This window comes from Chitinophaga sp. RCC_12 (assembly GCF_041360695.1).
Taxonomy (GTDB): domain Bacteria; phylum Bacteroidota; class Bacteroidia; order Chitinophagales; family Chitinophagaceae; genus Chitinophaga.
Genome location: NZ_JBFUPS010000003.1, coordinates 460,333 through 486,027 on the forward strand (window position 1 = coordinate 460,333; position 25,695 = coordinate 486,027).

General features: G+C 46.7%; 18 protein-coding genes. 15 read left to right on the forward strand and 3 right to left on the reverse strand.

Features of this window, described 5'->3' with window-relative positions; all coding sequences use genetic code 11:
• The first annotated feature begins 78 nt into the window (after positions 1–78).
• The 3 genes from AB6805_RS11580 to AB6805_RS11590 all read left to right on the forward strand — a co-directional run bounded on the left by AB6805_RS11580 (position 79) and on the right by AB6805_RS11590 (position 5,467).
• Complete coding sequence (locus AB6805_RS11580; protein ID WP_370909587.1) at positions 79–3,195, forward strand: SusC/RagA family TonB-linked outer membrane protein; 3,117 nt, start codon at positions 79–81, stop codon at positions 3,193–3,195.
• 18 nt (positions 3,196–3,213) lie between these two features.
• Positions 3,214–5,130, forward strand: a complete 1,917-nt coding sequence (locus AB6805_RS11585; protein ID WP_370909588.1) for a SusD/RagB family nutrient-binding outer membrane lipoprotein — start codon at positions 3,214–3,216, stop codon at positions 5,128–5,130.
• 145 nt (positions 5,131–5,275) lie between these two features.
• Complete coding sequence (locus AB6805_RS11590; RefSeq protein ID WP_079469125.1) at positions 5,276–5,467, forward strand: cold-shock protein; 192 nt, start codon at positions 5,276–5,278, stop codon at positions 5,465–5,467.
• 63 nt (positions 5,468–5,530) lie between these two features.
• Here AB6805_RS11590 and AB6805_RS11595 read toward each other — a convergent pair whose 3' ends face one another.
• Complete coding sequence (locus AB6805_RS11595; RefSeq protein WP_370909589.1) at positions 5,531–8,296, reverse strand: substrate-binding domain-containing protein; 2,766 nt, start codon at positions 8,294–8,296, stop codon at positions 5,531–5,533.
• Between the two features lie 218 nt (positions 8,297–8,514).
• Here AB6805_RS11595 and AB6805_RS11600 point away from each other — a divergent pair, with 218 nt between their 5' ends.
• The 10 genes from AB6805_RS11600 (at position 8,515) to AB6805_RS11645 (ending at position 22,331) form a co-directional block, all read left to right on the forward strand.
• The gene (locus AB6805_RS11600) at positions 8,515–9,843 is read left to right on the forward strand and encodes a sugar porter family MFS transporter (protein WP_370909590.1); all 1,329 of its coding nucleotides are present in this window, start codon (positions 8,515–8,517) and stop codon (positions 9,841–9,843) included.
• A gap of 11 nt (positions 9,844–9,854) precedes the next feature.
• Positions 9,855–10,760: a carbohydrate kinase gene (locus AB6805_RS11605; protein WP_370909591.1), complete on the forward strand. Its 906-nt coding sequence runs from the start codon at positions 9,855–9,857 to the stop codon at positions 10,758–10,760.
• 42 nt (positions 10,761–10,802) lie between these two features.
• Entirely contained in the window at positions 10,803–13,877 is a 3,075-nt protein-coding gene (locus tag AB6805_RS11610) for a SusC/RagA family TonB-linked outer membrane protein (protein WP_370909592.1), read from the forward strand.
• Between the two features lie 18 nt (positions 13,878–13,895).
• The gene (locus tag AB6805_RS11615; RefSeq protein WP_370909593.1) at positions 13,896–15,611 is read left to right on the forward strand and encodes a RagB/SusD family nutrient uptake outer membrane protein; all 1,716 of its coding nucleotides are present in this window, start codon (positions 13,896–13,898) and stop codon (positions 15,609–15,611) included.
• Between the two features lie 18 nt (positions 15,612–15,629).
• Positions 15,630–17,111 carry a glycoside hydrolase family 32 protein gene (locus tag AB6805_RS11620; RefSeq protein WP_370909594.1) on the forward strand — a complete coding sequence of 494 codons (1,482 nt, stop codon included), beginning with the start codon at positions 15,630–15,632 and terminating at the stop codon, positions 17,109–17,111.
• Between the two features lie 83 nt (positions 17,112–17,194).
• Complete coding sequence (locus AB6805_RS11625) at positions 17,195–17,575, forward strand: DoxX-like family protein (RefSeq protein WP_370909595.1); 381 nt, start codon at positions 17,195–17,197, stop codon at positions 17,573–17,575.
• Positions 17,559–18,296 carry a DUF2071 domain-containing protein gene (locus tag AB6805_RS11630; RefSeq protein WP_370909596.1) on the forward strand — a complete coding sequence of 246 codons (738 nt, stop codon included), beginning with the start codon at positions 17,559–17,561 and terminating at the stop codon, positions 18,294–18,296. Before AB6805_RS11625 ends, AB6805_RS11630 begins: the two co-directional genes overlap by 17 nt.
• On the forward strand, positions 18,284–19,033 hold the full coding sequence (locus tag AB6805_RS11635; protein WP_370909597.1) for a class I SAM-dependent methyltransferase: 750 nt from the start codon (positions 18,284–18,286) through the stop codon (positions 19,031–19,033). The genes AB6805_RS11630 and AB6805_RS11635 overlap by 13 nt, the downstream gene beginning before the upstream one ends.
• A complete protein-coding gene (locus AB6805_RS11640) occupies positions 19,017–19,418 on the forward strand; it encodes a hypothetical protein (RefSeq protein WP_370909598.1) in 402 nt (133 codons plus the stop codon). The genes AB6805_RS11635 and AB6805_RS11640 overlap by 17 nt, the downstream gene beginning before the upstream one ends.
• A 555-nt stretch (positions 19,419–19,973) precedes the next feature.
• Positions 19,974–22,331: an ABC transporter permease gene (locus AB6805_RS11645; RefSeq protein WP_370909599.1), complete on the forward strand. Its 2,358-nt coding sequence runs from the start codon at positions 19,974–19,976 to the stop codon at positions 22,329–22,331.
• Positions 22,332–22,394: 63 nt separating this feature from the next.
• On the opposite strand, the gene AB6805_RS11650 is transcribed toward AB6805_RS11645, so the two are convergent.
• The gene (locus AB6805_RS11650; RefSeq protein WP_370909600.1) at positions 22,395–22,907 is read right to left on the reverse strand and encodes a hypothetical protein; all 513 of its coding nucleotides are present in this window, start codon (positions 22,905–22,907) and stop codon (positions 22,395–22,397) included.
• A gap of 6 nt (positions 22,908–22,913) precedes the next feature.
• Positions 22,914–23,381, reverse strand: coding sequence for a M91 family zinc metallopeptidase (locus AB6805_RS11655; protein ID WP_370909601.1), 468 nt, complete (start codon positions 23,379–23,381; stop codon positions 22,914–22,916).
• Positions 23,382–23,760: 379 nt separating this feature from the next.
• Here AB6805_RS11655 and AB6805_RS11660 point away from each other — a divergent pair, with 379 nt between their 5' ends.
• Together AB6805_RS11660 and AB6805_RS11665 are read left to right on the forward strand one after the other, a co-directional pair.
• Positions 23,761–24,330 carry an RNA polymerase sigma-70 factor gene (locus tag AB6805_RS11660; RefSeq protein ID WP_370909602.1) on the forward strand — a complete coding sequence of 190 codons (570 nt, stop codon included), beginning with the start codon at positions 23,761–23,763 and terminating at the stop codon, positions 24,328–24,330.
• An 85-nt stretch (positions 24,331–24,415) separates the two neighbouring features.
• Positions 24,416–25,492, forward strand: coding sequence for a FecR family protein (locus AB6805_RS11665; protein ID WP_370909603.1), 1,077 nt, complete (start codon positions 24,416–24,418; stop codon positions 25,490–25,492).
• Positions 25,493–25,695 lie beyond the last annotated feature (203 nt).

The window sequence follows — 25,695 nt, forward strand, 5'->3', positions numbered from 1 at the left end:
CTACCTGCAGCATGCGGGCTTCCCATGCCATCAGAGAAACTATGCCTTGATTATTCATCTTCATCTAAATTCACACTAATGAAAAGGTGGCTAGGCTTCCTGCTGCTAACGTGTTTAGTGGCAACGTGCTATCAAAGCGTTTCCGCACAGGAAAAAAAATGGGTATCCGGTACCCTGAAAGACGCTTCCGGCGCTCCCGTAATCTATGCAACAGTCATTGAAAAAGGTACTACCAATGGCGCAACAACCAATGAAAAAGGGGCATTTAAGCTCCAGGTAGGCCCCGGGGCAACACTGGTTGTTTCCAGCGTAGGATTTACTACCAAAGAAGTGCCGGTAGGTACTTCCATTAATTTTGACCTGGTAATGGAAGAAACTTCCAAAGGGCTGAACGAAGTGGTAGTAACTGCCTTAGGCATTACCCGCCAGAAAAAATCTGTGGGATATGCCATGCAGGAAGTAAAAAGTGCTACGCTGATAGATGCACATGAACCCAATCTTACCAACGCGCTTACCGGCGTGGTGGCGGGCTTACAGGTGATCCGTTCCAGCACCGGCCCAGCAGGTTCCTCTAAAATTAATCTGCGCGGAAATAATTCCCTCACCGGGAACAATCAGCCATTGATTGTAGTGGATGGTATTCCGGTAGATAACTTCGTGGGCGTAACAGATGGCAACAACGATTTCTGGAATCCATCATTGGATATGGGTAATGGTCTCGCTGATCTGAACGCGAACGACATTGCCAGTATCTCTGTGCTGAAAGGCCCTTCCGCTGCCGCCTTGTATGGCAGCCGCGCAGGTAATGGTGTTATCCTTGTTACCACTAAAACCGGTAAGAAGTCGAATGGTATGGGCATTGCAGTATCTTCTACGGTAGGTTTTGAAAGCATATTCACAAATCCTGACATGCAGAAAAGTTTCGGACAGGGATCTGTGAATGATTATGATCCTATCGGTACTACCAGCTGGGGACCAAAAATTGCTGGTCAGGATGTTACTAACTGGAACGGCAAAACGGAAAAGCTCCGCTACTTTAATAACATCAACAATTTTTACAAGACCGGAGTAAACCACAACGAAAACATTTCATTTCAGCAACAGCTGGATAAAACGTCTGTGTACACCTCCCTCAATTATATGAACGATAACAGTATGATTCCAGGTACCAAACTCTCCAGGGTAAATCTCATGGCCAGAGCTACTACCAAATATGGAACATCTGAACGTTTGTCTACCGACTTTAAAGTTCAGTACTCTAATACCAACGCCAGGAACAGGCCTACAAGCGGTGTAAACAGCAGGAACTATTCTTCCCTGCTATATACCCTCCCTGGTACAATGGATATTACCCAGTTTAAAGATCCTTTGAATGAGCTGGGCACTATGCGCTGGTACGGTACCGGCAACCAGGTGAATCCATACTGGGCAAGCCGTTACAGTCAGAATGAAGATATCCGTAACCGCTTTATCATGAACGGAAGCATTAAATACCAGTTCACCGACTGGTTAAATGCGGAAGTAAAAGCAGGTGCCGATATTTATACCACCAATACAGAAGCTAAAACCTACGCAGGTAGCCCGCTTTCTACCAATGGTAGTTACAGCGTGGGCAAGTTTACCTTCTCTGAACTGAACTACAGTACCCTGATCACTGCAAAGAAAGATAATCTGTTCAGCAGGTTTGGTGCGTCTGCAAGCGTAGGCGGTAACCTGATGCAGCAACACTCCTCCAGGCTAAGTAACAACGCCGCTTCACTGCTGGTACCGGATCTGTTCAGCATCAAAAACTCACAGGGTAATCCGGGTATCACGGATGAAGTAACGGAACAACGTATTAATTCCCTGTATGGTACTGTAGGCGTAAACTGGGATGGTTACCTGTTCCTGGATGGAACTATGCGTAACGACTGGTCCTCTACCCTCAGTCCTGCTAACCGCTCTTTCTTTTATCCTTCTGTGAGTTTCTCTTATGTATTTACAGAACAGTTTAAGAGCTTACCTAAATGGATCAGCTACGGTAAACTCCGCGCTTCCTATGCAGAAGTTGGTAACAGTCTTTCGCCCTATCAGTTGCTGAATACATATACGATCGACAGGGATCCGAATGGCAACCCGACTGCCTCCAGGAAAACTACCCTCTTTGATCCAAATGTTCGCAGTGAGCTGATCAAATCCTATGAAGTAGGTACTGAGCTGCGCTTTGCGGATAACAGGTTTGGTGTGGATTTCAGCTACTATAAATCAAATGCTACCCGCCAGCTGATCGATCTGCCAATGGATCCTGCCAGCGGTTATGAAAAAAGAAAGATCAATGCCGGTAATATCCAGAACAGCGGATTTGAAATTATGGCAGATGCAAAGATCCTTGATAAAGGCTTTATCTGGAACATCTCTGGTAACCTGTCGATGAACAGGAATAAAGTTATCGAAATATCTGCTGCTGATAAAGTAAACAGATACCAGCTGGGTGGCTTCGATGATGTATCCATCGTAGCAGTTGCAGGTCAATTGTACGGTGAAATTTACGGTAGCAAATTCCTGCGTGTAACAGACGAAAAGAGTGAACACTATGGCCAGCTGCTGCTCACTGCAGAAGGCAGACCACAACGTGGCGAACAGAATGTTCGTTTAGGTAACCAGCAATCCAAAGCATTACTCGGTATTACCAACAGCTTCGGTTACAAAAACTTCACCTTTGCTTTCCTGATTGATGCCCGTTTTGGCGGAGACATGTTCTCTGTAACCCAGGCAATGATGCAGAGAGCCGGAACAGCGGATATCACTGCACCCGGTGGAAAAAGAGATGACATGACGCTTGCAGGGGTTGTATCAAATGGCGCCGGCGGTTATACTGCCAATACCAAATCAATCACTACACAGCAATATTGGGAATCAGTGAACACCAACGTAGGTAATCTCGGGGTGTCTGAACTGAACATCTACGACGCTTCCAATATCCGTCTCAGAAATGTTCAGCTGAGCTACAACCTGTCAAAAAAATTACTGGGCAGAACACCTATCCAGTCTGCTAAAGTGGGTGTATCCTGCAACAACGTATGGATGATTTCCAGCCATATGCGCGGCCTGGATCCGGAATCCGTATTTGCGGTAGGTACAAATGCCACTGGTTTTGAAAACGGTGCTCCTCCAACCACCCGCACTTTCCTGGTGAACCTGAGCCTTAGTTTTTAACTTTTAATTGTAACTGAAATGAAGAAGATACTCATAAAATCAGGCTGGGCATTGGCTGCTTTCGCGATGGTGATGTCTGCCTGTAATAAATTTGAAGAGATCAATCAGAATCCGAAAGACGCCAGCCTAAACCAGGTACAGGTGGAATATTTTATCAATAATTCCATTATCGGCGCACAGATGGATCCCAATATTGCGGAACGTTCTTTTGTATTATACTGGAAAACTGCCAGCCGGCAGCACCTCAGCGGTGGCTTGTCTTCCGGCGCAGTAGATGACGGATGGTCTTCCGAATACTACCGCTATAGCTCCGGCTGGTTAAACAGCATTAATACAGCCATCCAGATTGCAGATGAAAAAACACAAGCCGGCGATACCAAACCTTATACAGATAACCTGAAACAGGTGGCCCGTATCTGGCGCGCTTATTTGCTGAGTGAATTGTCCGATAACTTCGGTCCTATTCCCATCAACGCATTCCAGGGTACTAACCCCGAATTCGTAAGTGTGAAAGATGTATACTACTTTGCGCTGGATGAACTGAAGGATGCCAGCTCCAAGCTGAACACCACTATTGTCGCATCTGATGAACTGAAGAAAACCGATCCCGCTTTTGGATATGATTTCATGAAGTGGAAACGTTATGCCAACTCCATGCGTTTACGCCTGGCCATGCGTTTGTCTGAAGTAGATCCCGGTAAAGCTAAAGCAGAATTTGAGGCAGCAGCAGCGGGCGACTTAATGACTAACATGACAGATATTTTCCAGGTACAGGAAAAACCAGGATGGGATGCGCTTAGCGGCGTAATGAGTCGCGAATGGAATTCCCAGATCCTGTCTACCACCCTGGAAAACATCTATACCGGTTTAGGAAGTGTAAAAACTGCTGACCAGGTAGATGCTTCCCTGCAATCATACATCAGACCAGCCAACTGGGCCGGTTTGCAGCTGACAGACCATTTCTCTACCATGACGAATGATCCGTTTGCAGGTTTCTGGTTTGATGGATTACCGCAAACGGTTGACCCCCGTGCTTATAAAGCATTTATCCCGGCAGGGGATTTTACAAATCCCAACTTTAGTAAATATCCTTCTTACGACCGGCCTACCTGGGAAACAACCGCCCGGAACCTGCTGGATGGTACCGGCGCCGTGGTGAAAACACTGGACGGTAAATTTGCCTGGAATGGTTCCAATGCAGGCGCATGGGGCGTAAAGGGAACCAGGAACCAGTGGAGGGCTTTCCCTGGCGCTGCTCCCCGTCTTGGTCAGCAGTTCAGGAACAGCGCTAACAAACGCATCTTCTTTGCTCCATGGGAAACACATTTCCTGCTGGCAGAAGCTGCGGTAAGAGGATGGACGGTGCCGTTGGGTGGTAAAGCCGCCTACGAAAAAGGCATCGCCCAGAGTTTCGAATACTGGCAGGTGGATGGTTTCCTGGGCACCTACCTGGCCTCTACCAGCTATAACATGACCGGTACTTCCGTAAGCTGGGATCATACCATAGAGCCACCGGCTACCCATACCATGGATTTCAAAAATGGTTATACCAATACGGCAGGCACCGTGGCAATCAAGTACCCGGTGAATAACCTGTATAAGAATGGTACCGTTAAAAACGATCTCTTAACAAAGATCATTACCCAGAAATATATAGCACAGGTTCCATGGTTACCACTGGAAGGATGGAATGATAAACGCAGACTTGGTTTGCCTTTCTTCGAAAATCCCAACGTGGAAGAGCCACTGGGTACATTGCCTACACTCAATGCTTCCAATTATATGACCAGCAATGTGAAGTTCTTCCCGCAGCGCCTGAAGTATCCTTCTTCCCTGAAGAATACCAATGCTGCCGGATACGACCAGGCTGTCAGCTTTCTTGGAGCTGGCGGAGACGAAGTATTAACACCATTATGGTGGGCAATTAAGCAATAATTTGCTGTTCACTTATATTTATTAAAAAAAGCTGACCGCGTAAAACCCGGTCAGCTCTTGTTTTAGAGCAAGCCGGACCATTATCAGGAAAAAACTCTTAGGTGATACGGATATATTAGACTACCTTGTGAGCAAATACAATATAATGCAACAAGGTACAGTTAAATTTTTCAATGAATCCAAAGGATTTGGTTTCATCACTCCATCTAATGGTGGACAGGATATTTTCGTTCATATTTCCGGTACTACTGGCGAACTTCGTGAGAATGACACCGTAACATATGAAGTTGAAAATGGTAAAAAAGGTCTGAATGCAGTTAACGTAAAAGTTATCTAAGTTTACATATCTTATTTTCTGGGGGGCTGATCAGCAAGATCAGCCCTTTTTTTATGCCTTTAACTATCCTTCGCTTTTCTTGTCACGGAATGCTTTGGGCGTTTGCTGTGTACGCGCCTTAAACACTGTGGAAAAGTAAGCAGGAGAGGAAAACCCGCACTCATAGGCTATTTCCGCTACCGATAACTTTGAATTCGCCAGCAGGTACCTGCCTTTTTTAACCCGCGCATCCAGGATATAGTCGTTTACATTACAATTTAATAACAACTTTACCTTCCGGTACAGCTGCATTTTTGAAATAGCCAGCTGCTGACAGATATCTTCCACCCCAAACTGGTCGTTCCCCAGGTTTGCCTCCACGATGGCGGTAAAGTCATTCACAAATTTGCGGTCCGGTTTGCTGGACTGGGTACTGTGTACCCGGGTGTCAGGCTCAGCGATATAGTGATCTTTCAGCAAAGCCCGGTTATTGAGCATGCTGCTGATACTTTCCGCCAGGTATTTCAGGTGGAAAGGTTTACTGATATAGGCGTCTGCATTGTGCTGCATACCTTTTATACGTTGCTCTTCGCTGCTGTTGGCACTGAGCAGGATCACCGGGATGTGCGAGGTGCGGATGTCTTTTTTTAAAGTTTCCAGCACCTGGATCCCATCCATGCCCGGCATCATAATATCACAAAGGATCAGGTCCGGCACATGCTCAAAGGCCAGCTTTAACCCCTCGGCGCCGTTGACGGCGTGGAACACTTCATATTGACCGCTGAGAAAATCGGCCAGGAAATGATTCAGGTCCGGGTGGTCTTCAATCAGCAGTACGGAACGCGGGTGTGCCTGCACGGTGAGCGGTATTTCTTCTGCCGGTGTGTCGTCCAGGTCGTCCGTATAGCTATGCAGCGAGTGATTGATCACATTCATGTGTTCATCTTCCTGCTGAATTTCCTCCGGTGCAAAAGGGGCGGAAGTACCCGGCAGGGTAATACTGAAGGTGGTGCCGGCGCCTTTGCTGCTTTTTACGGTGATGCTGCCATGATGCAGGGAAATGATTTCGCGGGTGAGCGCCAGCCCGATACCCGTTCCTTTATGTTCATTGTTCCTGCTCTGGTAAAACAGTTCAAAGGCATGTGCCAGGGTATTTTCATCCATGCCGCTGCCATCATCTTCAATATGTATCACCGCTTCCTGCCCGGCTGCAGGCTGTTCCAGGTAAATATGCACTTTGCCGTAGTCGCTGGTAAATTTGAAAGCGTTGGACAACAGGTTATATAATACCCGGTCAAACAGGTGCTGATCGAACCAGGCTTTGATGCCGGGCTGCCGGCTGATAAGCCGGAAATCGATATGCTTTTTAACCGCGATACCTTTATATGCTTCCATAATATCCAGCATAAAGGCGGGCAGCTCATTTTCTGATACTTTCAGTTGCAGTTTGCCGCTTTCAATCCGGCGGAATTCCAGTAGTTGGTTTACCAGCCGCATCAGGTGGGTCACATTCCTGCGCATCAGTTCCAGCTGCTGTTTCTGCGGGGAAGAGAGCTGCCTGCTGCCCATCAGATTTTCCAGTGGCGCCTGTATAAGTGTTAAAGGGGTACGGAATTCATGCGAGAGGTTTGTGAAGAAGGTGAACTTAGCCTCTGTGGCCTCCTGTGCACGGGCGGTCATTTCCACCAGTTGGTCCCGTTGCTGGAGGATCTCATCGCGCTGTTGTTTCAGTTGCTGGTTGATCCGGCGGTTGGTGCGTAAAATGAAGATCAGCACAATACCGAGCAGGAAAGCGATGCCCAGCGTGGTGACTACTATCCGTAGCAGGTGCTGCTGGTCCTGGTACAGCGAAAGCTGCTCCTGCAGCAACGATTGCTGCTTTTCTATTTCCTGGTGCTGGGCCTGTATCTTATCTATCTGCAGGCGCATCAACTTTACATTGCTGCTGTCGATCAGTACGGTTTGAAGCAGCGTATTGCGGGGTACCTTTTTCCCGGCGAGTATATCCGCAGCCATGCTGATGGCTTCTTTGCCGCCACTGGGGTACAGCAGCGACGCGCTGAGGATGTCGCGCGATACCAGGTCTATCCCGGCGTCGGGGTAAGGTGAAGCATCTACACCAATAAACCGGGTTTGTTTGAGGCCCTTTTCCCGGCAATAACGGTACATACTATACGCCATCACGTCGTTTTGCGCGAAGATCACATCCGCCTGCTGCACGGCGGAATCGTTGCGTGCAGCGGCTTCCCGCGTTTTATCTGCCACCCAGCTGCCTTCCAGGGTGGCTATCACTTTCAGGCCGGGGTAGTGCGAGAGGGCATCACGGAACCCCTGGTGCCTTTCCACGGTGGGGGAAGATCCACGAAGCCCGGTTACCTCTATAATACGCCCGTGGCCATTCAGCCGGGCGGCAATATATTCTGCTGCCAGCTTGCCGATGTTGTAGTTGTCGCCCCCGATGTAAGCGGTGAAGGAGTCCGTGGCGGCCTTACGATCCAGGATGATCACCGGGATACCTTTCCCATAGGCGGCGGCTATTACCGGCGCCAGGGGCGCGGCTTCATTGGGGGATACCACCAGGATATCTATTTTCCCTGCCAGCAGTTCCCCGATCTGCTGTACCTGCCGCTTGCTGTCACTTTCCGCATCCCGGTACAATAACTGCATCTCAGGGTGATAGAAAAGCTCCCGCTTCATTTCCGTGAGCATGTTCCGGCGCCAGTCGTCGTTGCCGGTACACTGGGAAAAACCGATCCGGTATTCCGGTCCGGTTTCCGGGCGGCATCCTGCGACATACATCAACAGGAAAAGACTTATTAAACAGAGATATTGTTTTAATACTGCTGGCAAGTAGAATAATTTTGGTTTTATTTTGAAAAACAATGATACAAAATTGAAAGACGTCCGCCTGAAATATATCTATCTTAATGTATAAAATAATATTTATCAATATATTAACTGATTTTTACCCACTGTTATAATTTCGAAAGAAAGGGGTGCTATACAATAACGGCAGTCTTTATCAAAGAAGTAGGTTTGACTTATCGATCAAAACTTATTTCTACGTTATGAACAACAAGATTGTTTTCTTCTGGGCTTTTGTGGTAGCACTTGGCGGTTTTCTTTTTGGTTTTGATACCGCTGTCATCTCCGGTGCGGAGCAGCACATTCAGCAATACTGGCATTTAACGGAAGTGCAACATGGATTCACGGTATCCATTGCATTAATAGGAACGGTGTTTGGCGCATTAGGAGGCAGCACGCCTTCGGATAAACTCGGGCGCCGCGCCACCCTGCTACTGGTAGCATTGGTATACCTGGTGTCGGCAGTAGGTACGGCGATGGCTACCAACTGGTACTTTTTCCTGGTATGCCGTTTTATCGGCGGTCTTGGTGTAGGCGCTTCTTCCGTAACGGCCCCGGTATATATTTCGGAGGTATCACCTGCTTCCTACCGCGGACGAATGGTCGCTTTATTCCAGTTTAACGTGGTTTTCGGTATCCTCGTGTCTTATTTATCAAACTATTTCATTGGCGGATATGGTGGGGAAAACTCCTGGCGCCTGATGCTGGGCATCCAGGCATTCCCTGCGGCTATGTTCCTGCTACTGCTCCGCTGGGTACCGGAAAGCCCCCGCTGGCTGTTGCTGCACGGCAAAAAAGAAGCTGCCGCCATCAAAACCCTGCAAATCATCAACCCCGCCGGTTACGAGGACGATATCACCACCATCCGGCAGTCGAGGCACCAAAGCATTGGCGCACCAAAGGAACGGTTGTTCTCCAGGAAGTACCGCACGCCGGTAATGCTGGCGGTATTGTTTGCCATCTTCAACCAGGTGTCGGGTATTAATGCCATCATTTACTATGCCCCCCGCATTTTTGAAATGTCCGGTTTAGGCACGGCGTCTTCTTTACTTTCTACGGTCGGACTAGGCATTGTGAACTTCATTTTTACGTTAACGGCTATACGGTTTATCGACCGCATCGGCCGCCGGCAACTGATGCTGATAGGCACGGTTGGGCTTATTGCCACCCTGGGCCTCACCGCTATTTCCTTTTATATGCATACCGGCGGTATTGCCGTGATTTCCTACCTGCTGGTGTATATGGCATTCTTTGCCTTCTCGCAGGGCGCCGTGATCTGGGTATTTATCTCTGAAATATTTCCAAACGCGGTACGCGCCAAAGGTCAAACGCTGGGCAGCTTTACCCACTGGATCATGGCGGCCGTCATTGCTTTTACTTTCCCCTGGCTCGCCAGCCACATTGGCGGTGGTCACATTTTCGCCTTCTTCTGCGTGATGATGGTATTGCAACTACTCTTTGTATGGCGCTGGATGCCGGAAACAAAAGGACAAACCCTGGAAGAAATTGAAATGACAATGGTCGTGCATTAAACAAACATTTTATGACAACAAAGTATAACATCGCCTGCCTCGGGGAAATATTGTGGGACATATTACCAGAACAGGAACTGCCGGGCGGCGCTCCCATGAACGTAGCGTATCATTTGCAGAAGCTGTCGCAGTCCGTTGCCATGGTATCGGCTACAGGTGCAGATGATCATGGCAAAAGACTGCTGCAACTGATGAACAACATGCAGCTCTCTACCGCTTACGTACAAACGAATACCACTTACGCCACGGGTAAAGTAAATGCCTGGATGGATGCGCATAACGATATGCAATATGATATCCTGTACCCCGTGGCCTGGGATCATATCAGCTGGAATGCTTCCCTGGAGGCGTTATTAACAGGAGATGACCTGCAGTATATTGTTTTTGGCAGCTTGATGGCCCGGCATGAGGTTTCCCGGGATACACTCCGTAAAGCGTTGGCGTCAACCGCCACAAAAGTACTGGACATTAACCTGCGTACTCCCTGGTACTCCCGCGAAACGCTGGAATGGCTTATGGACAGCTGTCAGCTGTTAAAGCTGAATATTGCTGAACTGGAGCTGATCAGCGCCTGGTATGGCGCATGGTCTACGCACGAAGAACAGGTAAAGGCATTGTCTTCCCGGTTTAACATCCCTGTAATAGTTGTCACCCTGGGCAGCAAAGGCTGCATGGGATACATAGATGAAGCTTTTTACTACCAGGAAGGGCAAACTGTGAAAGTAGCAGATACTATTGGCAGCGGCGATGCTTTCCTTGCGGGCTTTCTCGCATGCCGGCTGCAACAACGTTCCCCCGCCTGGAGCCTGGCGTATGCCAATGCATTGGGCGCACTGGTAGCATCCCGCCCCGGTGGCTGTCCGCCATACGATCCATCCGAGATATACAGCCTGATGAAAATACCACAGCACACTTAGCCAGTTATTACATTTCCACACCACCATTTCACAAATTCCATTATGAAAAAGTTGTTTTACTTATTACCGATGTTGCTGTTCGGCCTCTTCGCCATTGCACAGCAACGAAACATCACCGGTACCGTTATCAGTAAACAAAACAGAACGCCTTTGCCCGGCGTAACCGTACAGTCGGGCAACAGGAACACCATTACCAACGGCAGCGGGCAATTTACATTACCGGCTGCCGTAGGGGAAGTGCTCAACTTCTCCTATATCGGCATGAAGCCAATGTCGCTGAAAGCTGCGGAAGGCAGTATGTCCGTAGAAATGGAAGATAATGCCACCGATTTAAACCAGGTGATCGTAACCGGTTACCAGACACAGAAAAAAGCCGATCTTACCGGCGCCGTATCAGTAGTGAATGTGAGCGAAATAAAAGATATTCCGCTCGGCAACCCGGTGAAAGCCTTGCAGGGCCGCGTTCCCGGCGTATTCATTACTTCCAATGGCGACCCTAACAGCAATGCCACGGTGCGTATCCGCGGTATCGGCACGCTGGGCAACAACGATCCGCTGTATGTAGTGGATGGCATTCCCACTAAAAGAGGATTGCAGGAGCTGAACCAGAATGATATTGAATCCATCCAGGTATTGAAAGATGCTTCTGCTGCCACCATTTACGGCTCCCGCGCTGCAAACGGCGTCATCATTGTTACCACCAAAAGAGCGAAGAAAGGCTACAGCCGTATCACGGCAGATGTATCTGCTTCTTTGCAGGATTACAGTACCAAGTTAAAAACGCTGAACACGGAAGGCCGTGGCCGCGCTTACTGGCAGGCTGCTGTAAATGACCGCACCGATCCCAACAACAACCAGATCTACCAGTACGACTGGAACGGCGATTTCAACAACCCGGTGCTCAACAAAATTAATCTGCCTGAATTTATTGATGCCGCCAAAACCATGAAGCCGGCGGATACTTACTGGTATGACGAGATTGCACAAACCTCCCTGTTGCAAACCTACAACGTGTCTATTGCCAACGGTAACGAAAGAGGGAACTCTTATTTTTCGGTAGGCATGTATAACAACAAAGGCATTGTAAAAGAAACACAGCAACGGAAAATAACTGCCCGCTTTAATACGGATTATTCCTTTTTTAAAGGCAGGCTGAAGATCGGTGAAAACCTGTCGGCTACCTATATCAGGGATGCGCTGGTGCCTGCCACCGATATTCTTTTCGCCGCGCTGGTGCAACAACCGGTAGTGCCGGTACACACGGTCGACGGCGGCTGGGGTGGCCCCGCACCCGGCATGACCGACCGGCAGAACCCCGTGCGCCTCATTGAGGATAACCGGCAGAACAAAAGTAATTTCCTCCGCTTGTTCGGTAATGTATATGCCGACCTGGAAATTATTCCAAACCTTCACTTCAAAAGCAGTTATGGTATAGATTATAATGGTACCTATCAGCGTACCCTGCGTAAATCGTATACTTCCGGGTTCCTTTCTGATCCGTCCAACTTCTCCCAAACCTCACAGGATTATAATGGTAACTGGGTATGGCAAAACACGCTCACTTACAACGTGGCCCTGCAGAAGCACCGGTTCGATTTCCTGCTGGGAGGCGAACAGATTAAATATATAGCGCAGAATTTCTACGCCAGCAGGCAGGGATACGCACTTGAAAATATTGATTATGCCTACCTGAATGCAGGATCTTCCAATAAAGATAACGGCGGTACCGGCAGCGGCTATACGTTGTTATCTTATTTCGGTAAAGCAAACTATTCTTACGATAATAAATACCTCGCTTCGGTTACCCTGCGCCGCGATGGATCTTCCCGCTTTGGTAAAGAAAACCGTTTCGGGATGTTTCCCGCAGTATCTCTCGGATGGCGCGTGAGTGAAGAAAATTTCATCAAACAAAACCTGCCTTTCCTGTCGGACCTGAAACTCCGCTATGGCTGGGGCAGGTCGGGCAACCAGGAAATTGCCAACAACGCCACCTACACATTATACTCCGCTATTTATGGGATAGATCCCACCTGGGATTTCGACAGCGGCAGCGCATACGATCTGGGTGGTGCTGGCTCCGGCCAGTTGCCATCGGGATATACACTGATCCAGCAGGGCAATCCCGCATTGAAATGGGAAAGCACCATGGAGTCCAATGCCGGGATAGATTTTGGTTTGTTTGATAATCACCTTAGCGGTTCCGTAGATTATTTTATTAAGAAGACATCCGATATCCTTATCAGCCCGGCTTACCTCGCGGTGATCGGCGAAGGCGGTACCAGGTTCGTTAACGGGGCCTCCATGCAAAATAAGGGACTGGAAGTATTGCTGTCGTATAACGGTAACATTGCACCCGGACTGGCACTCACTGTTACCGGTAACGTAGCCACCTATCGCAATAAGATCACCAGGCTGCCGCCGGAAGTGCTGACTTCCTATCCTGGCAACGGACAGGATAAAACCATTCTCGGCCACTCTATTAATTCCACCTTCGGGTACGTGGCAGATGGATTGTTCCGCTCACAAAAAGAAGTAGATGACTATGCCACGCAAATCGGGAAGGGCGTGGGCCGCATCCGTTATAAAGACCTGAACAGCGACGGGGTGATCGATGACAAGGATCGCGACTATATCGGCAAAGGAGATCCTGATTTTACGTACGGACTGAATGTAACACTGGAGTATAAACACTTTGATCTGACTTTTTTCCTGCAGGGAATACAGGGCATCCAGGTATATAACACCTACAAAACATACACCGACTTCTCTTCCATCTGGCCGGGAACTAACTGGGGCGCACGTACGCTGGACGCATGGACGCCGCAACATCCAAATGCTTCCATACCTGCGCTCACACTGGTAGACCGTAACAATGAAAACCGGACATCTACCTATTTCCTGGAATCAGGTTCTTATCTCAAACTCAGGAACCTGCAGTTGGGGTATAGTTTCCAGCATATGTTCAGCAAGCGTTTACAAACAGCACGGGTATATCTGCAAGGTAGCAATCTGCTCACGTTAAAAAACAAAGGTTTTACTGCTACCGATCCTGAGAATCCTAATAACGCCTATCCCATTCCGGTGATTGGCACGATCGGTTTAAACCTGTCTTTTTAAACACACAACACAGCCACCATGAAGTACACATATATTCTTTTACTCAGCTGCCTGTTGCTCGGCGCATGCAGCAAATTCCTGGATCAAACGCCGCAGGGCGTTATTTCAGGCGACGACCTGAACTCGCCGGCCAACCTGGAAAAAATGGTGACCGCCGCCTATGCTTCACTGGGCAACGATCACTATACCGCTCCTTATTCCAGCATGTGGCCCTATGGTAATATCCGCAGTGGCGATGCATATAAGGGCGGCGATGGCGCCGGCGATATCAGCGATTATCATTTCTATGAAACCTTTTCCCTGAACAGGGTGGATAACGGTTCCTCCGACCTGGTATGGTTTCGCCTGTATGTATGCATTGGCCGCGCTAACGATGCACTGGCACGGTTAAATAAAGTGAATGAAAGCGAGTTTCCGGAAAAAACAGTGCGGCAGGCAGAGATGAAGTTCCTGAGAGGACATTATTATTTCCTGCTGAAAACATTATTCAAGTATGTGCCGTACATCGATGAAAATGCGCCAAAGGAAACCTATGATACCATTTCCAACCGCACTTATTCCAATGTGGAACTATGGACGAAGATCGCAGATGATTTTACTTTTGCCGCTTCCCATCTCCCCGATATACAACCACAAACAGGAAGGGCCAATAAATTCGCCGCAAAAGCTTACCTGGCAAAAACGTTGTTGTATGAAGCTTATAAGCAGGATGAGAATAACCATGTAACCGGTATTGATGCGGCCTTGCTGCAACAGGTAAATGCCCTGTGCGATGAAGTAATTGCCTCCGGTAAATACCAGCTGGCCGTTGATTATGCGAACAACTTTTTGTCGAAAAGTGAAAACGGTCCGGAATCCCTTTTCGCTATCCAATATTCAAAGGATGACGGCACGCCCAAAGGCCGCCTTGATTACGGACATGCACTGGATTACCCGATGAACCAGGCCTATGGTTGTTGCGGTTTTCATTCGCCCAGCAGTAACCTGGTGAATGCTTTTCAAACAAGCGCCAGCGGGCTCCCGATGTTTGAAACGTTCAATAATGTGAACATCGTTACGGAAGCAGATTTTCATACCCACACCTTTGATCCGCGTTTAGATCATACCGTGGCTATCCCAGGACATCCTTACAAGTACGATCCTGCTTTCCTGTACCAGCGCGCCTGGGCCCGTGCGCCGGAGGTGTATGGCAGTTACCTGAGCCTCAAAGAAGCGGTATTGCCCGGCGACGCTACTTTTCAGAAGGTCCCGCCTTTTATGTCGAGCTCCAAAAACTGGGAGATTATCCGTTATGCCGATGTGCTGTTATTTAAAGCAGAAGCATTGATAGAACTTGGACGCGCTGCCGAAGCGCTGCCACTTATCAACCAGGTGCGGCAAAGAGCGGCTGCCAGTACCGGCTTATTAAAACAGGCAAATGGTACCTTTACTTCCAGTTATAAAATGAATACTTATCAGCCGGGCGTTAACTGTACCTGGTCCACCGACTTTGCGCGGCAGGCTTTACGCTGGGAACGGCGGCTGGAATTTGCCATGGAAGGTTCCCGTTTCTTCGACCTGGTACGCTGGGGTATTGCGGCAGATTATCTCAATGCTTATTTTGCTGTGGAAAAAACACGCCGGTCACACCTGAATGATGCTTCCTTCAAAAGAGGCAGGGATGAATACCTGCCCATACCATTAAACCAGATTAACTACAGCAAAGGGTTATACAAACAAAACACCGGCTGGTAAAAATTAAATATCATTGTTATGAAGAAAAAACTCTTTTCCATATTACTGGCAGGATTATTACCCGGATGGCTGCACGCACAGGATAATGCCACGCCTACTCCGCAATGGAGACCGGTATATCACTTTACAGCGCCTAAAAACTGGCTGAACGATCCCAATGGACTGATCTACTTAGACGGCGTATATCATTTGTACTACCAGCATAATCCCTTTGAAAACAAGTGGGGGCATATGAGCTGGGGGCATGCTACCAGCAAGGATTTGATTAACTGGAAGCACCTGCCTGTTGCCATCCCGGAAATAGAAAAGAAGGATACCACCACCTGGGCTTTCTCCGGTTCCGCAGTGCTGGATGAACATAACAGCAGTGGTTTTGGTAAAAACGGGAAGGCGCCTATTGTAGCTATTTACACGGCAGATCAGCCAAAGCAGCAAAAGGAATCACAGTTTATTGCCTATAGTAATGATGGTGGTTTAACCTACACCAACTATAGCGGCAACCCCGTTATAGACATACAGAAAAAGGATTTCCGCGATCCCAGTGTGATCTGGCTGGAAGACCAGCATAAATGGCTCATGACGGTGGCGGTACCTGCCGAGCATAAAGTACAGTTCTACGCATCTGAAAACCTGAAGAACTGGGAGCTGCTGAGTGAGTTCGGCAACCAGGGCGATACCCGTAAAATATGGGAGTGCCCGTCCTTAACGCCGTTGTATGTAGACGGTAACCCGGCGAAAAAGAAATGGTTGCTGATGGTGTCTTCCGGCAACCCTGATGCCGCTACCGGCATGCAGTATTTTACCGGCGACTTCGACGGCAAAACATTCACCAATGACAACAAGCCGGAAAGCCAGTTGTTTGTAGATTACGGCAAAACTTTTTATGCCGCCATTCCTTACAATCATCTGCCAGACAACCGGCAAATGATGATCGGCTGGTTGATGCCATTTGAAACGCCCACTTCACCGTGGCGCGGGCAGATGTCGATTCCACGCGATCTGCAATTGAAAACTACGGCAGCGGGTATACGTTTATTCCAGCAGCCATCTGCTGAGATCAGTACCTATCTCCGGAAATTACCTGCTGGTAAAAAACTGCAACTAAAGGCGCAAACTGTTAACAATAAGGAACTGCTGTTAAGCGGCAAAAGTTTTAATACTAATACTAATTGGGTGGATGCCGAATTTACGATTGGTACAGCCGCGGATTTTGGTTTTAAGATAGCCCGGGATGTAGTGGTTGGCTATAATGTACAGCGGAATGAGCTGTACATCCGCGATGGAAAAGACGTGCAACAAATGAGCATTTCTCCTGCCAACAATAAAATCAGGTTACAGGTGCTGCTGGATAAATCGTCTGTAGAAGTATTTGTAAACGACGGGGAGAAAGTGCTTACCACTTTAATATTCCCGGATAAAGCGGCTACGGGGCTGGCTGTGTTTGCAGAAAACGGAGCCGTGCAGTTGAACGGATTGAAAGCGTGGGACCTGGGTAAGTAAGGGGGAATTATTTATAGACAGGCGCCGGCTCTTTTTTGAGACCGGCGCTTTTTGTATTAACTTGTATTGATAAAGTTGGTCCCATGCCCTTTAGTAAGCAAAAAAATGTGGTTAACATCGGAATAGCCCTTGTGTGGATGATAAATGGCGTGTACTGTAAAGTGCTGAACTATGTTCCCCGGCACCAGTTAATTGTAGCAAGAATACTTGGCGAAACCTATGCGCCTGTACTGACCCGTATCATTGGTGTCCTGGAAGCCGGAATGGCGATATGGATACTTTCCCGGATAAAATCCCGCTGGTGTGCTATTTTACAGATGCTGCTGGTAGCCACTATGAACATCATAGAGTTTATAGCAGCACCCGACCTGTTATTGTTTGGGAGAATAAATATTATCATCGCTGCCGTTTTTATATTTGTCATTTACCGGAATGAATATAGCACCCATGTTAGCCTTTCTTAAAAATCATCCCTTTGCCGTGGAAGCGTTCTTTGAAAGCTCCCTGGTGCTCACCTATGCGTTGCCGGTAGCGGTGTTGGAACCAATGCTGCCTCCGCAACTGGAGCTGGATGTATTCCAGGATCAGTGGGCCTTTATAGCCATTGCCATTGTGAAAACAAGGAACCTGCGGCCCAAAGGCTTTCCTGCATTTATGGGAAATGATTTTGTGTTAACCGGCTACCGGGTGTTTGTGCGTTATACCAATAGTGAAGGAAAGCGGTTACGCGGTTTATATATTTTAAAATCAGAAACAGACAGTAAGAAGATGGAATTTTTCGGCAACCTGTTTACCCATTACAGTTATACCGCTACCGATATCAGTATTACGGGAGAAGATGGTATTGTTACCGTTAGATCGGCGGCATCGGGGTTGAATATCACTGTGAATACGGGTGATGAAGCGGCATTACCAGCAGGATCTCCTTTTGCTGACTGGAAAGAGGCGCGGCGGTTTGCAGGTCCGTTGCCTTTTACATTTACCTGTAACGAACATTCCGGCGAAGTGCTGATTATTGAAGGTGTGCGGGAAAACTGGACGCCTGTACCGGTATCGGTGTTGCATAGCGAAGCCGGTTTTTTGAGCACGCCTGCCTTACAGGGCGCCCGGCTGGCGAACGCATTTATCATCCGGCAAATTCCTTATTACTGGAAAAAAGGAAAAGTGGATCTATGGAAAAGATAAACAGAACGCCGTTTCAGGGCATCGTCAATATTATCCGGTTCAACTGGCACTTTTATGTGTTGTTTTTGCTGATACTGGTAGGAGGTTTGCTATTCACGCAATACCCGTTAACCAGGCTGATGTTGTGTGGAGCTGCCATCGCCACCTTATCGTCGTTAGTCGTCTCCTGGTATATTTATGACCGTTCGGATTTGTATACCTTACGGTGGCTGGACGATATAAAGTTTCGGCCACACGGGCGTATAGTAAACATTCACGCAGGGTTTGATGAAACCAGCCAGCTGCTGGCGCATAAATACCCGGGAGCTGATTTACAGGTATTTGATTTTTATAATCCGGAGATGCATACCGAGGTATCTATTGAACGTGCCCGGAAAAGATATGCGCCTTATGCTGGTACGAGAACCATCAGCACGGCCGCTGTTCCGCTGGAAGCTGCATCAGTGGATGTGGTGTTTCTTTTGCTGGCGGCGCATGAAATCAGGGATCCGGGGGAAAGGATTATTTTTTTCAAAGAGTTGTATCGCTGCCTGGCTGCTGATGGAAGAATAGTGGTACTGGAGCATTTACGGGATGCGCCTAACTTCATCGCATATACGATCGGGTTCCTGCATTTCTTTTCGCGTGCTGCCTGGAAGCGGGCATTCAACAACGCAGGCCTGATCGTCGTAAAAGAAAAGAAGATCACCCCTTTTTTGTCGGCCTTAATATTGCAAAAGAATGGAATTGCATCTTAAAATTACCGGTTATATACTGGTGCTATTATCGCTGACACACATTTTCTTTCCGCGGTATTTTAACTGGAAGAAAGAGTTCACGGCGATCAGTCTTTTGAGCAGGCAGATGATGTATGTGCATACTTTTTTTATTGCGCTGATGGTGTTGTTGATGGGACTAGGGTGTATTTATGCAACCCACGACATCCTGCATACGCGCCTGGGGCATCTGCTGGCGTTTGGGTTATTTGTATTCTGGTTATGCCGGCTGCTTTTCCAGTTCTTTGTTTACTCGCCGTTGTTATGGAGAGGTAAACGGTTTGAAACCACGGTGCATATCCTGTTTTCACTGGCGTGGGGATATTTCAGCGTTGTTTTCCTGCTTGTATTCCGTACAGGGGTATAAACCCGTGCCAGTATTCGTTTCCCATCCGAGCCTGCAATGTTATATTCCGGAATACGATACAAAGCTATGGACGTGTGAAACCAGAGAAAAACAAATCCGCCGCTTTTGCCGCTTTTTGCCGGATTATGCCGCCGCACTGTAAACCTTTTCCAGGATTTAAAACTTATATTGTAAACTTTAAACAGGATTATTTCTTCACCTGTATAGCTATTTCAGGACGAGACATAGTGTATTGGGAGTGTATTGGAAGTGTATCATGAGTGTATCATGAGTGTATTATGAGTATATGGGAAGTGTATGGGGACTATATGGGGACTATATGGGGAATACGACACATACACGACTCCTAAGTATCCGAGAAGTATCCAAGAAGTATCCGAGAAGTATGGGAGAAGTATAGCTGCATTATCATCTCCTGAAAGTGAACATCCTCAGTTCATAAACGGACAGTTTAAATAAATACCATATCTATAAAAAATCAAGTAGCAATAAATTACTATTTGGCATTTCTTTGGGCATTCCTGCCAGTGAGTCTGGAAACCTAATAAAACAGCCATGTTAAAGAACTATTTCAAGATTGCTTTCAGAAACATCGTCCGACATAAGGCCTTCGCTACAATTAATATTGCAGGGTTGGCCATTGGCATGGCTTGCAGTATTTTCATTTTGCTTTGGGTACAGCATGAGTTGAGTTACGACAAATTCCATCAAAACGCGGGTACTATCTACCGCCTTACTGCGGGTGGTGCAACAAATTCCGGGCCCATGGTTCCCGAACTTAAAGCCAGAATTCCTGCTATAAAAAACTTTGTACGTTTTAGTCAGCCCACTACTACTGTTTTTGAAACGGGTACAAAAAAGTTTGAAGAAAAAGCCGTCTTCTATGCCGATTCTTCCCTGTTGCAGGTATTTTCATTTCCCTTAATAAGCGGGAATGCCGAAACTGCATTAATACGGCCTGATGCTGTTTTAATTACGGAAAATATGGCGAAGAAATATTTTGGCAATGAAGATCCAATTGGGAAAATTTTAAAAAGGGATAATAAAGATAATGTAGAAGTTACAGGTGTGCTCAAAAATATTCCGGCAAACTCACATCTGCAATTTGATTTTATCATGCCGCTGTCTGCCATTGCACAGACGGATTGGCGTTTGCGCCGAAACATCTGGGCTAGTTATGATTTCTATGACTATGTACAACTCGACGAAAATTTCAAGGCTACGCCGGTCGCCCTGGCCGGCCTTAACAGGCAGGTAAATAAAATTTTTGGAGAGCACGTAAAAGAAGATCAACCTGATATGAAACTGCAGGCTTTAACGGATATTCACCTGCGTTCCAATTACCACTCTAATTTGCCTGGTCAGGGTAATATCCAATATGTAAACATATTTTTTATTGTTGCGTTGTTTATTTTGGCGGTTGCCTGTATCAACTTTATGAACCTGGCCACTGCAAGATCTGCGCGCCGGGCAAAAGAAGTGGGCTTGCGAAAGGCCGTAGGTGCGGGCCGCGGGCAACTGATTGGTCAGTTCCTCGGTGAGTCATTATTCATTTCTTTTATGGCCATGTTAATGGCTGTTGGCATTGTATGCCTGTTGCTGCCTGCTTTTAATAACCTGGCAGGCAAGGAACTTTCTATACAATTATTGGATGGAAAATTAATTGCATTGCTGCTCGGCATCGCATTGTTTACCGGGCTTGTTTCCGGCAGTTATCCTGCTTTGTTCCTATCCGGATTTAAGCCCGTGGAGGTGCTAAAGGGAAGCATAAAAATGAGTGGAGGTAATCTATATTTCCGTAATGGGTTAGTGATAATGCAATTTGTTGTTTCGATAGCATTACTCGCCGGCACTGCTGTAGTATACAAGCAATTGAATTATATCAAAAACAGGGATATCGGTTTTAATAAATCGAACCTGCTTTATATGACGATGACCGGCGAAATGGGAGACAAGCAACTGGCATTAAATACGGAGCTCAAAGCGAACCCACTTACTGCAAATTTTACTGCTATCACCGACCCGATATCTAATCTGACGAGCAGTACCACAGGGGTAGAGTGGGAGGGAATGGCCTTGCAGGATAAGAACATCTGGTTTTCAAAAACATGGGTAACTGACGGCTTCTTCGACGTTCTTCAAATGAAAATGGTAAGCGGAAGGGCTTTGTCTGCTACCGAATTTGCTGACTCAGGCAATTATGTGATTAATGAAAAAGCAGCAAAAATTATGGGGATGACCCCGGCGGCTGCCATTGGTAGATCGCTTACGTTTTCAGGCGATAAAGGTACTATTGTAGGTGTAGTAAAAGATTTTAATTATAAACCGGCGCAAACAGCCATTGAGCCAATGATACTTGCGTTCAATAAATGGAATGGAGGAATAGTGCTGGTGCGCACCCAACCCGGAAAAGCGGCAGCCACCATCCAGGCATTGGAGAAAATAAGCAAACAGCTTAATCCTGCTTTTCCCTTCTCCTACGGTTTTGTTGACCAGGACATTAATAATTTATACAAAGGTGAGCAACAAATGGGCAGCCTGTTTAATGTATTTGCAATGATAGCCATTTTTATTTCCTGTATGGGTTTGTATGGCTTATCGGCATTTATGGCGGAACAGCGCACCAAGGAAATAGGCGTTAGAAAAGTGCTGGGAGCATCCGTATTCAATGTAGTATATCTGTTATCAACAGGTTTTACAAAGCTTATCCTGATTGCTATTGTAATTGCAATACCCATTGCCTGGTTTGCCACCAATAAGTGGCTCGGCGGTTTCGCTTACCGTGTAAACGTTGGTTGGGCTATTTTCCTGGTAGCTTCATTAGCGGCATTAACGATAGCATGGATAACGGTGGGTTATGAGTCTGTAAAAGCAGCGATTGTGAATCCTGTAAAGAGTTTGAGAAGTGAGTAGAGATGTTTACTGGAAAGGCCACTATTTATTATCAGCATGCTTATAAAAAGTCTTAACCAGATATCATCTGTCTCTCTCTATGTTGAAGAATTCCTTAAATCGTATACATCGTATACTAATATCTCCATTTTGTTTTACTAAACAGATTCCTGTAATGTATTTCTGAGGAAGCTCTATTGCATTTTTTTCTTCTGCTTTTATCATCGTCGTATCCCATTTTTCAATCAAACCAATTGTATAAGGCGTATAGTTTTTTTGATCAGGGAACTCTAAATAACCTTTACGATAGGTATAATTTAATGTTCCGTGACTGTTCCATATCAGCCCGGCGTAAAGACCGCTTTCAATTTCATATGATTCGAGTAAATATACAGTATCGAATCCGTTTTTTAAAAATGGCAGCTTTCCCTCATTAAAAAGCTTCAGCCGTATGTCATGAAAGGTTGTTGATTTACGCCCGCCTTTGTTTCCTTCACAATTTTCCCCTATTTTTTTTGATATAGCTGTAAAATTCTGTGAAGCACAACTAGAGGACATGAAAATAATAATGAGAATAGTAAATGCTATTGCTTTCATGATGATTTAATAAGTGAAAGGAATTATTTTCTTATTTAACTTTCTATAGTTAGTTTCTCCGTTTGAGTTATAATACAAGCTTTGTCTTGTTCCTGCTTTTATTAGCCTTGTATTATGGTTGCCGTTTCCATTTTCATCAACAGAATAGTAAGCTCGTAACGAAATTTTATTTTCGGCCCTGATTTGGTTTTCAATGTGAGTTGAATATTTTTCACTATTGCTGATCTCTACACTCTTTCCATCAGGAGAGGACACAATTTGCCAAATTTTTCTATTAATGGTACCATCCCAAACATCTTTAACGTGTGCCATTTCATGTGCAAGTCCTATAAAAGGAGGTCTTTGGGTAGATCCATTTTCGTCAGGGGCACTTGTTGTACCAGTGGGATTCCATGTTATATATGATCCATTTTTTTCGTCCGCAGCATTGGAACCACGTTTTGCAATTTCCGTATTGTGTTCTGAAACAGCCAAATCATTAACCAGTGCCTTTGTACAAACTTACTGGCGTATTACCATATTTCCCAAGTGATGCCGATGTCGGCGATGGAGGAATTACCTTTGCACCCCGGTACAGGGAATCCTGGGCATTCACAATAGTTTTAACACAAAGGAATAAAACAAAAAAGGTTAGGAAAGAACGTAACTTATAGGGACACATATAAAAAATCAGTTAACAAATAAAAGAGTAGGGTATAATTCCTTCACCAATATAATATTATATTTTTTCCTCCGTCTATTTTTTTAACAAAGGACCTTTTAAGAACGATTAAATCCCTGTAACGATTAAACCGCCCTCATCCCACGCCGCATTGTTTTTTTCCTTTACTTTGTCCACAGAAGCAGCTAATCAATGTTCCACGCAAACGAAATAAAGGAATGGCAGCGTCGTATCAGCTCATACGACGACGAAGTGGCGTACAGGGAACTGTTCCTGCGCTTCTACAAGCCGCTGCTGAAGTTTGCCACCTCTTTTGTAAAGTCTGCCGAAACAGCCGAAGAAGTAGTGTCCGATGTGTTTATCAGCCTGTGGGAGCGCCGCCAGCAGCTGGAAAATGTGAATAACCTGCAGGTATACCTCTATGTAAGCGTAAAAAACACCTCGCTGAAATACCTGCTCAAACAAAAGAAGCAATCTGCTATTACCATTGATGAATTATCTGTAGAGCTGGCAAGCCCGCACCAGAACCCCGAGCAAATGCTGCTGACGGCAGAGATGCTCTCGCGCATTGAGGCCGCCATCGAAGGGCTGCCGCCCCGTTGCAAGATCATTTTTAAGCTGATCCGTGAAGATGGCCTGAAATATAAAGAGATAGCGGAAATCCTGAATGTATCCGTTAAAACCATTGATAACCAGCTGGCTGTTGCCCTCGCTAAAATAGCCAGGGTATTGAATGTGCAGTTGAAGAAATCCTCCCGCTGATACCCCGCCCGGAAAATATTTTTGTTTCCTTTAGTAGATATTGATTTCAAATGGTACCTATATACAGAGTAGCTATCGAAACGTTATGAATAATAAGCGCGTATGGGAATTGATTGGCAGGAAACTGGCCGGAGAAGCATCTGCAGAAGAACTGCAGGAGCTGGAAGGTTTATTGCGTGCCTACCCTGATCTTCACTTTCCCGTAGAAGCCATTACAGATATCTGGAAAACCACACCTGATCCGGCCGACAGGGCAGAAGGAGAGGACGCGCATACCCGTCTTATTGGCCGTATGCAGGAGAAGGGGATAGCTATTGGTTTATCTGCAGAAGAACAGCAGTCTGCTATTTTCCAGCTGGAAACCCGGACAAGAAGTCCGTGGCTGCGTTACCTGGCTGCCGCTGCAGTTGCCGGCATCCTCATCGCAGCAGCCACCTGGTGGTGGCCCGCAGGAAAAGCGGTGCATGCACCCGCTATCAGCGAAGTATCTACCCGCAACGGTTCCCGCACCTCTATACAATTGCCCGATGGCTCACATGTATGGCTCAACGCCGGCAGTAAACTTACCTACAGCAAAGATTTTGGCAACAGCAACCGCGAGGTAAACCTTAGCGGCGAAGCTTTTTTTGATATCGCTAAAAACGCAGATTATCCTTTTATTATCCATACTGCCCGCATGGATGTGAGAGTATTGGGTACCCGGTTTAACCTGAAGGCTTATCCGGGAGATAAAATGACAGAAGCCACACTGCTGCAGGGCAGCATTGAAGCTTCCCTCGCCGGCCGCCCCGGTGAACGGATCATCCTGAAACCCACAGAGAAAATCCTGGTATCAGATGACTCTTTACACACAGTAAAAACCAACGATCCGGTGATGGCAGTAAAACATCTTACTTACTATGCTGAAAAAGAAGATGCCATTGTAGAAACTTCCTGGATGGAAAATAAACTCGTATTCCGCGATGAGTCATTTGCATCGCTGGCTGCCCGCATGGAACGCTGGTATGGGGTAACTATTCAGTTTGCAGATAAAAAGAAAGAAGAGCTGCGGTTCACCGGCGTGTTTGCACAGGAAAATATTCAACAGGCGTTGCAGGCATTACAAATGACTGCCGCATTTAATTATACCATCCACGGTACTGAAATTATTATTAACCAGTAATATTTCCGTTATGAAAAAAGGAAACAGATTTAATTCGTCTTGAGCTGCTGGTAACTAAAAAGGGAAATGCGCCAACATTTCCCCCTGAAGCATAACAGGAAGCTTCGCCAATCCTGAAAGACAGCTGGCTTCCATTTTATTACCTCTAGATCTAAAAGTATGAAAAAATCGCTAACAACTGCGAAGCGACCTTCCCATGCCTT

Bases quoted from the DNA above. Each gene is read 5' to 3' on its own strand.
- AB6805_RS11590 (WP_079469125.1), top strand. From the start codon at position 5,276: ATGCAACAAGGTACAGTTAAATTTTTCAATGAATCCAAAGGATTTGGT.
- AB6805_RS11640 (WP_370909598.1), top strand. From the start codon at position 19,017: ATGGAATTGCATCTTAAAATTACCGGTTATATACTGGTGCTATTATCG.
- AB6805_RS11625 (WP_370909595.1), top strand. From the start codon at position 17,195: ATGCCCTTTAGTAAGCAAAAAAATGTGGTTAACATCGGAATAGCCCTT.
- AB6805_RS11665 (WP_370909603.1), top strand. From the start codon at position 24,416: ATGAATAATAAGCGCGTATGGGAATTGATTGGCAGGAAACTGGCCGGA.
- AB6805_RS11650 (WP_370909600.1), bottom strand. From the start codon at position 22,907: ATGAAAGCAATAGCATTTACTATTCTCATTATTATTTTCATGTCCTCT.
- AB6805_RS11630 (WP_370909596.1), top strand. From the start codon at position 17,559: ATGTTAGCCTTTCTTAAAAATCATCCCTTTGCCGTGGAAGCGTTCTTT.
- AB6805_RS11620 (WP_370909594.1), top strand. From the start codon at position 15,630: ATGAAGAAAAAACTCTTTTCCATATTACTGGCAGGATTATTACCCGGA.
- AB6805_RS11615 (WP_370909593.1), top strand. From the start codon at position 13,896: ATGAAGTACACATATATTCTTTTACTCAGCTGCCTGTTGCTCGGCGCA.
- AB6805_RS11635 (WP_370909597.1), top strand. From the start codon at position 18,284: ATGGAAAAGATAAACAGAACGCCGTTTCAGGGCATCGTCAATATTATC.
- AB6805_RS11610 (WP_370909592.1), top strand. From the start codon at position 10,803: ATGAAAAAGTTGTTTTACTTATTACCGATGTTGCTGTTCGGCCTCTTC.
- AB6805_RS11645 (WP_370909599.1), top strand. From the start codon at position 19,974: ATGTTAAAGAACTATTTCAAGATTGCTTTCAGAAACATCGTCCGACAT.
- AB6805_RS11600 (WP_370909590.1), top strand. From the start codon at position 8,515: ATGAACAACAAGATTGTTTTCTTCTGGGCTTTTGTGGTAGCACTTGGC.
- AB6805_RS11660 (WP_370909602.1), top strand. From the start codon at position 23,761: ATGTTCCACGCAAACGAAATAAAGGAATGGCAGCGTCGTATCAGCTCA.
- AB6805_RS11580 (WP_370909587.1), top strand. From the start codon at position 79: ATGAAAAGGTGGCTAGGCTTCCTGCTGCTAACGTGTTTAGTGGCAACG.
- AB6805_RS11585 (WP_370909588.1), top strand. From the start codon at position 3,214: ATGAAGAAGATACTCATAAAATCAGGCTGGGCATTGGCTGCTTTCGCG.
- AB6805_RS11605 (WP_370909591.1), top strand. From the start codon at position 9,855: ATGACAACAAAGTATAACATCGCCTGCCTCGGGGAAATATTGTGGGAC.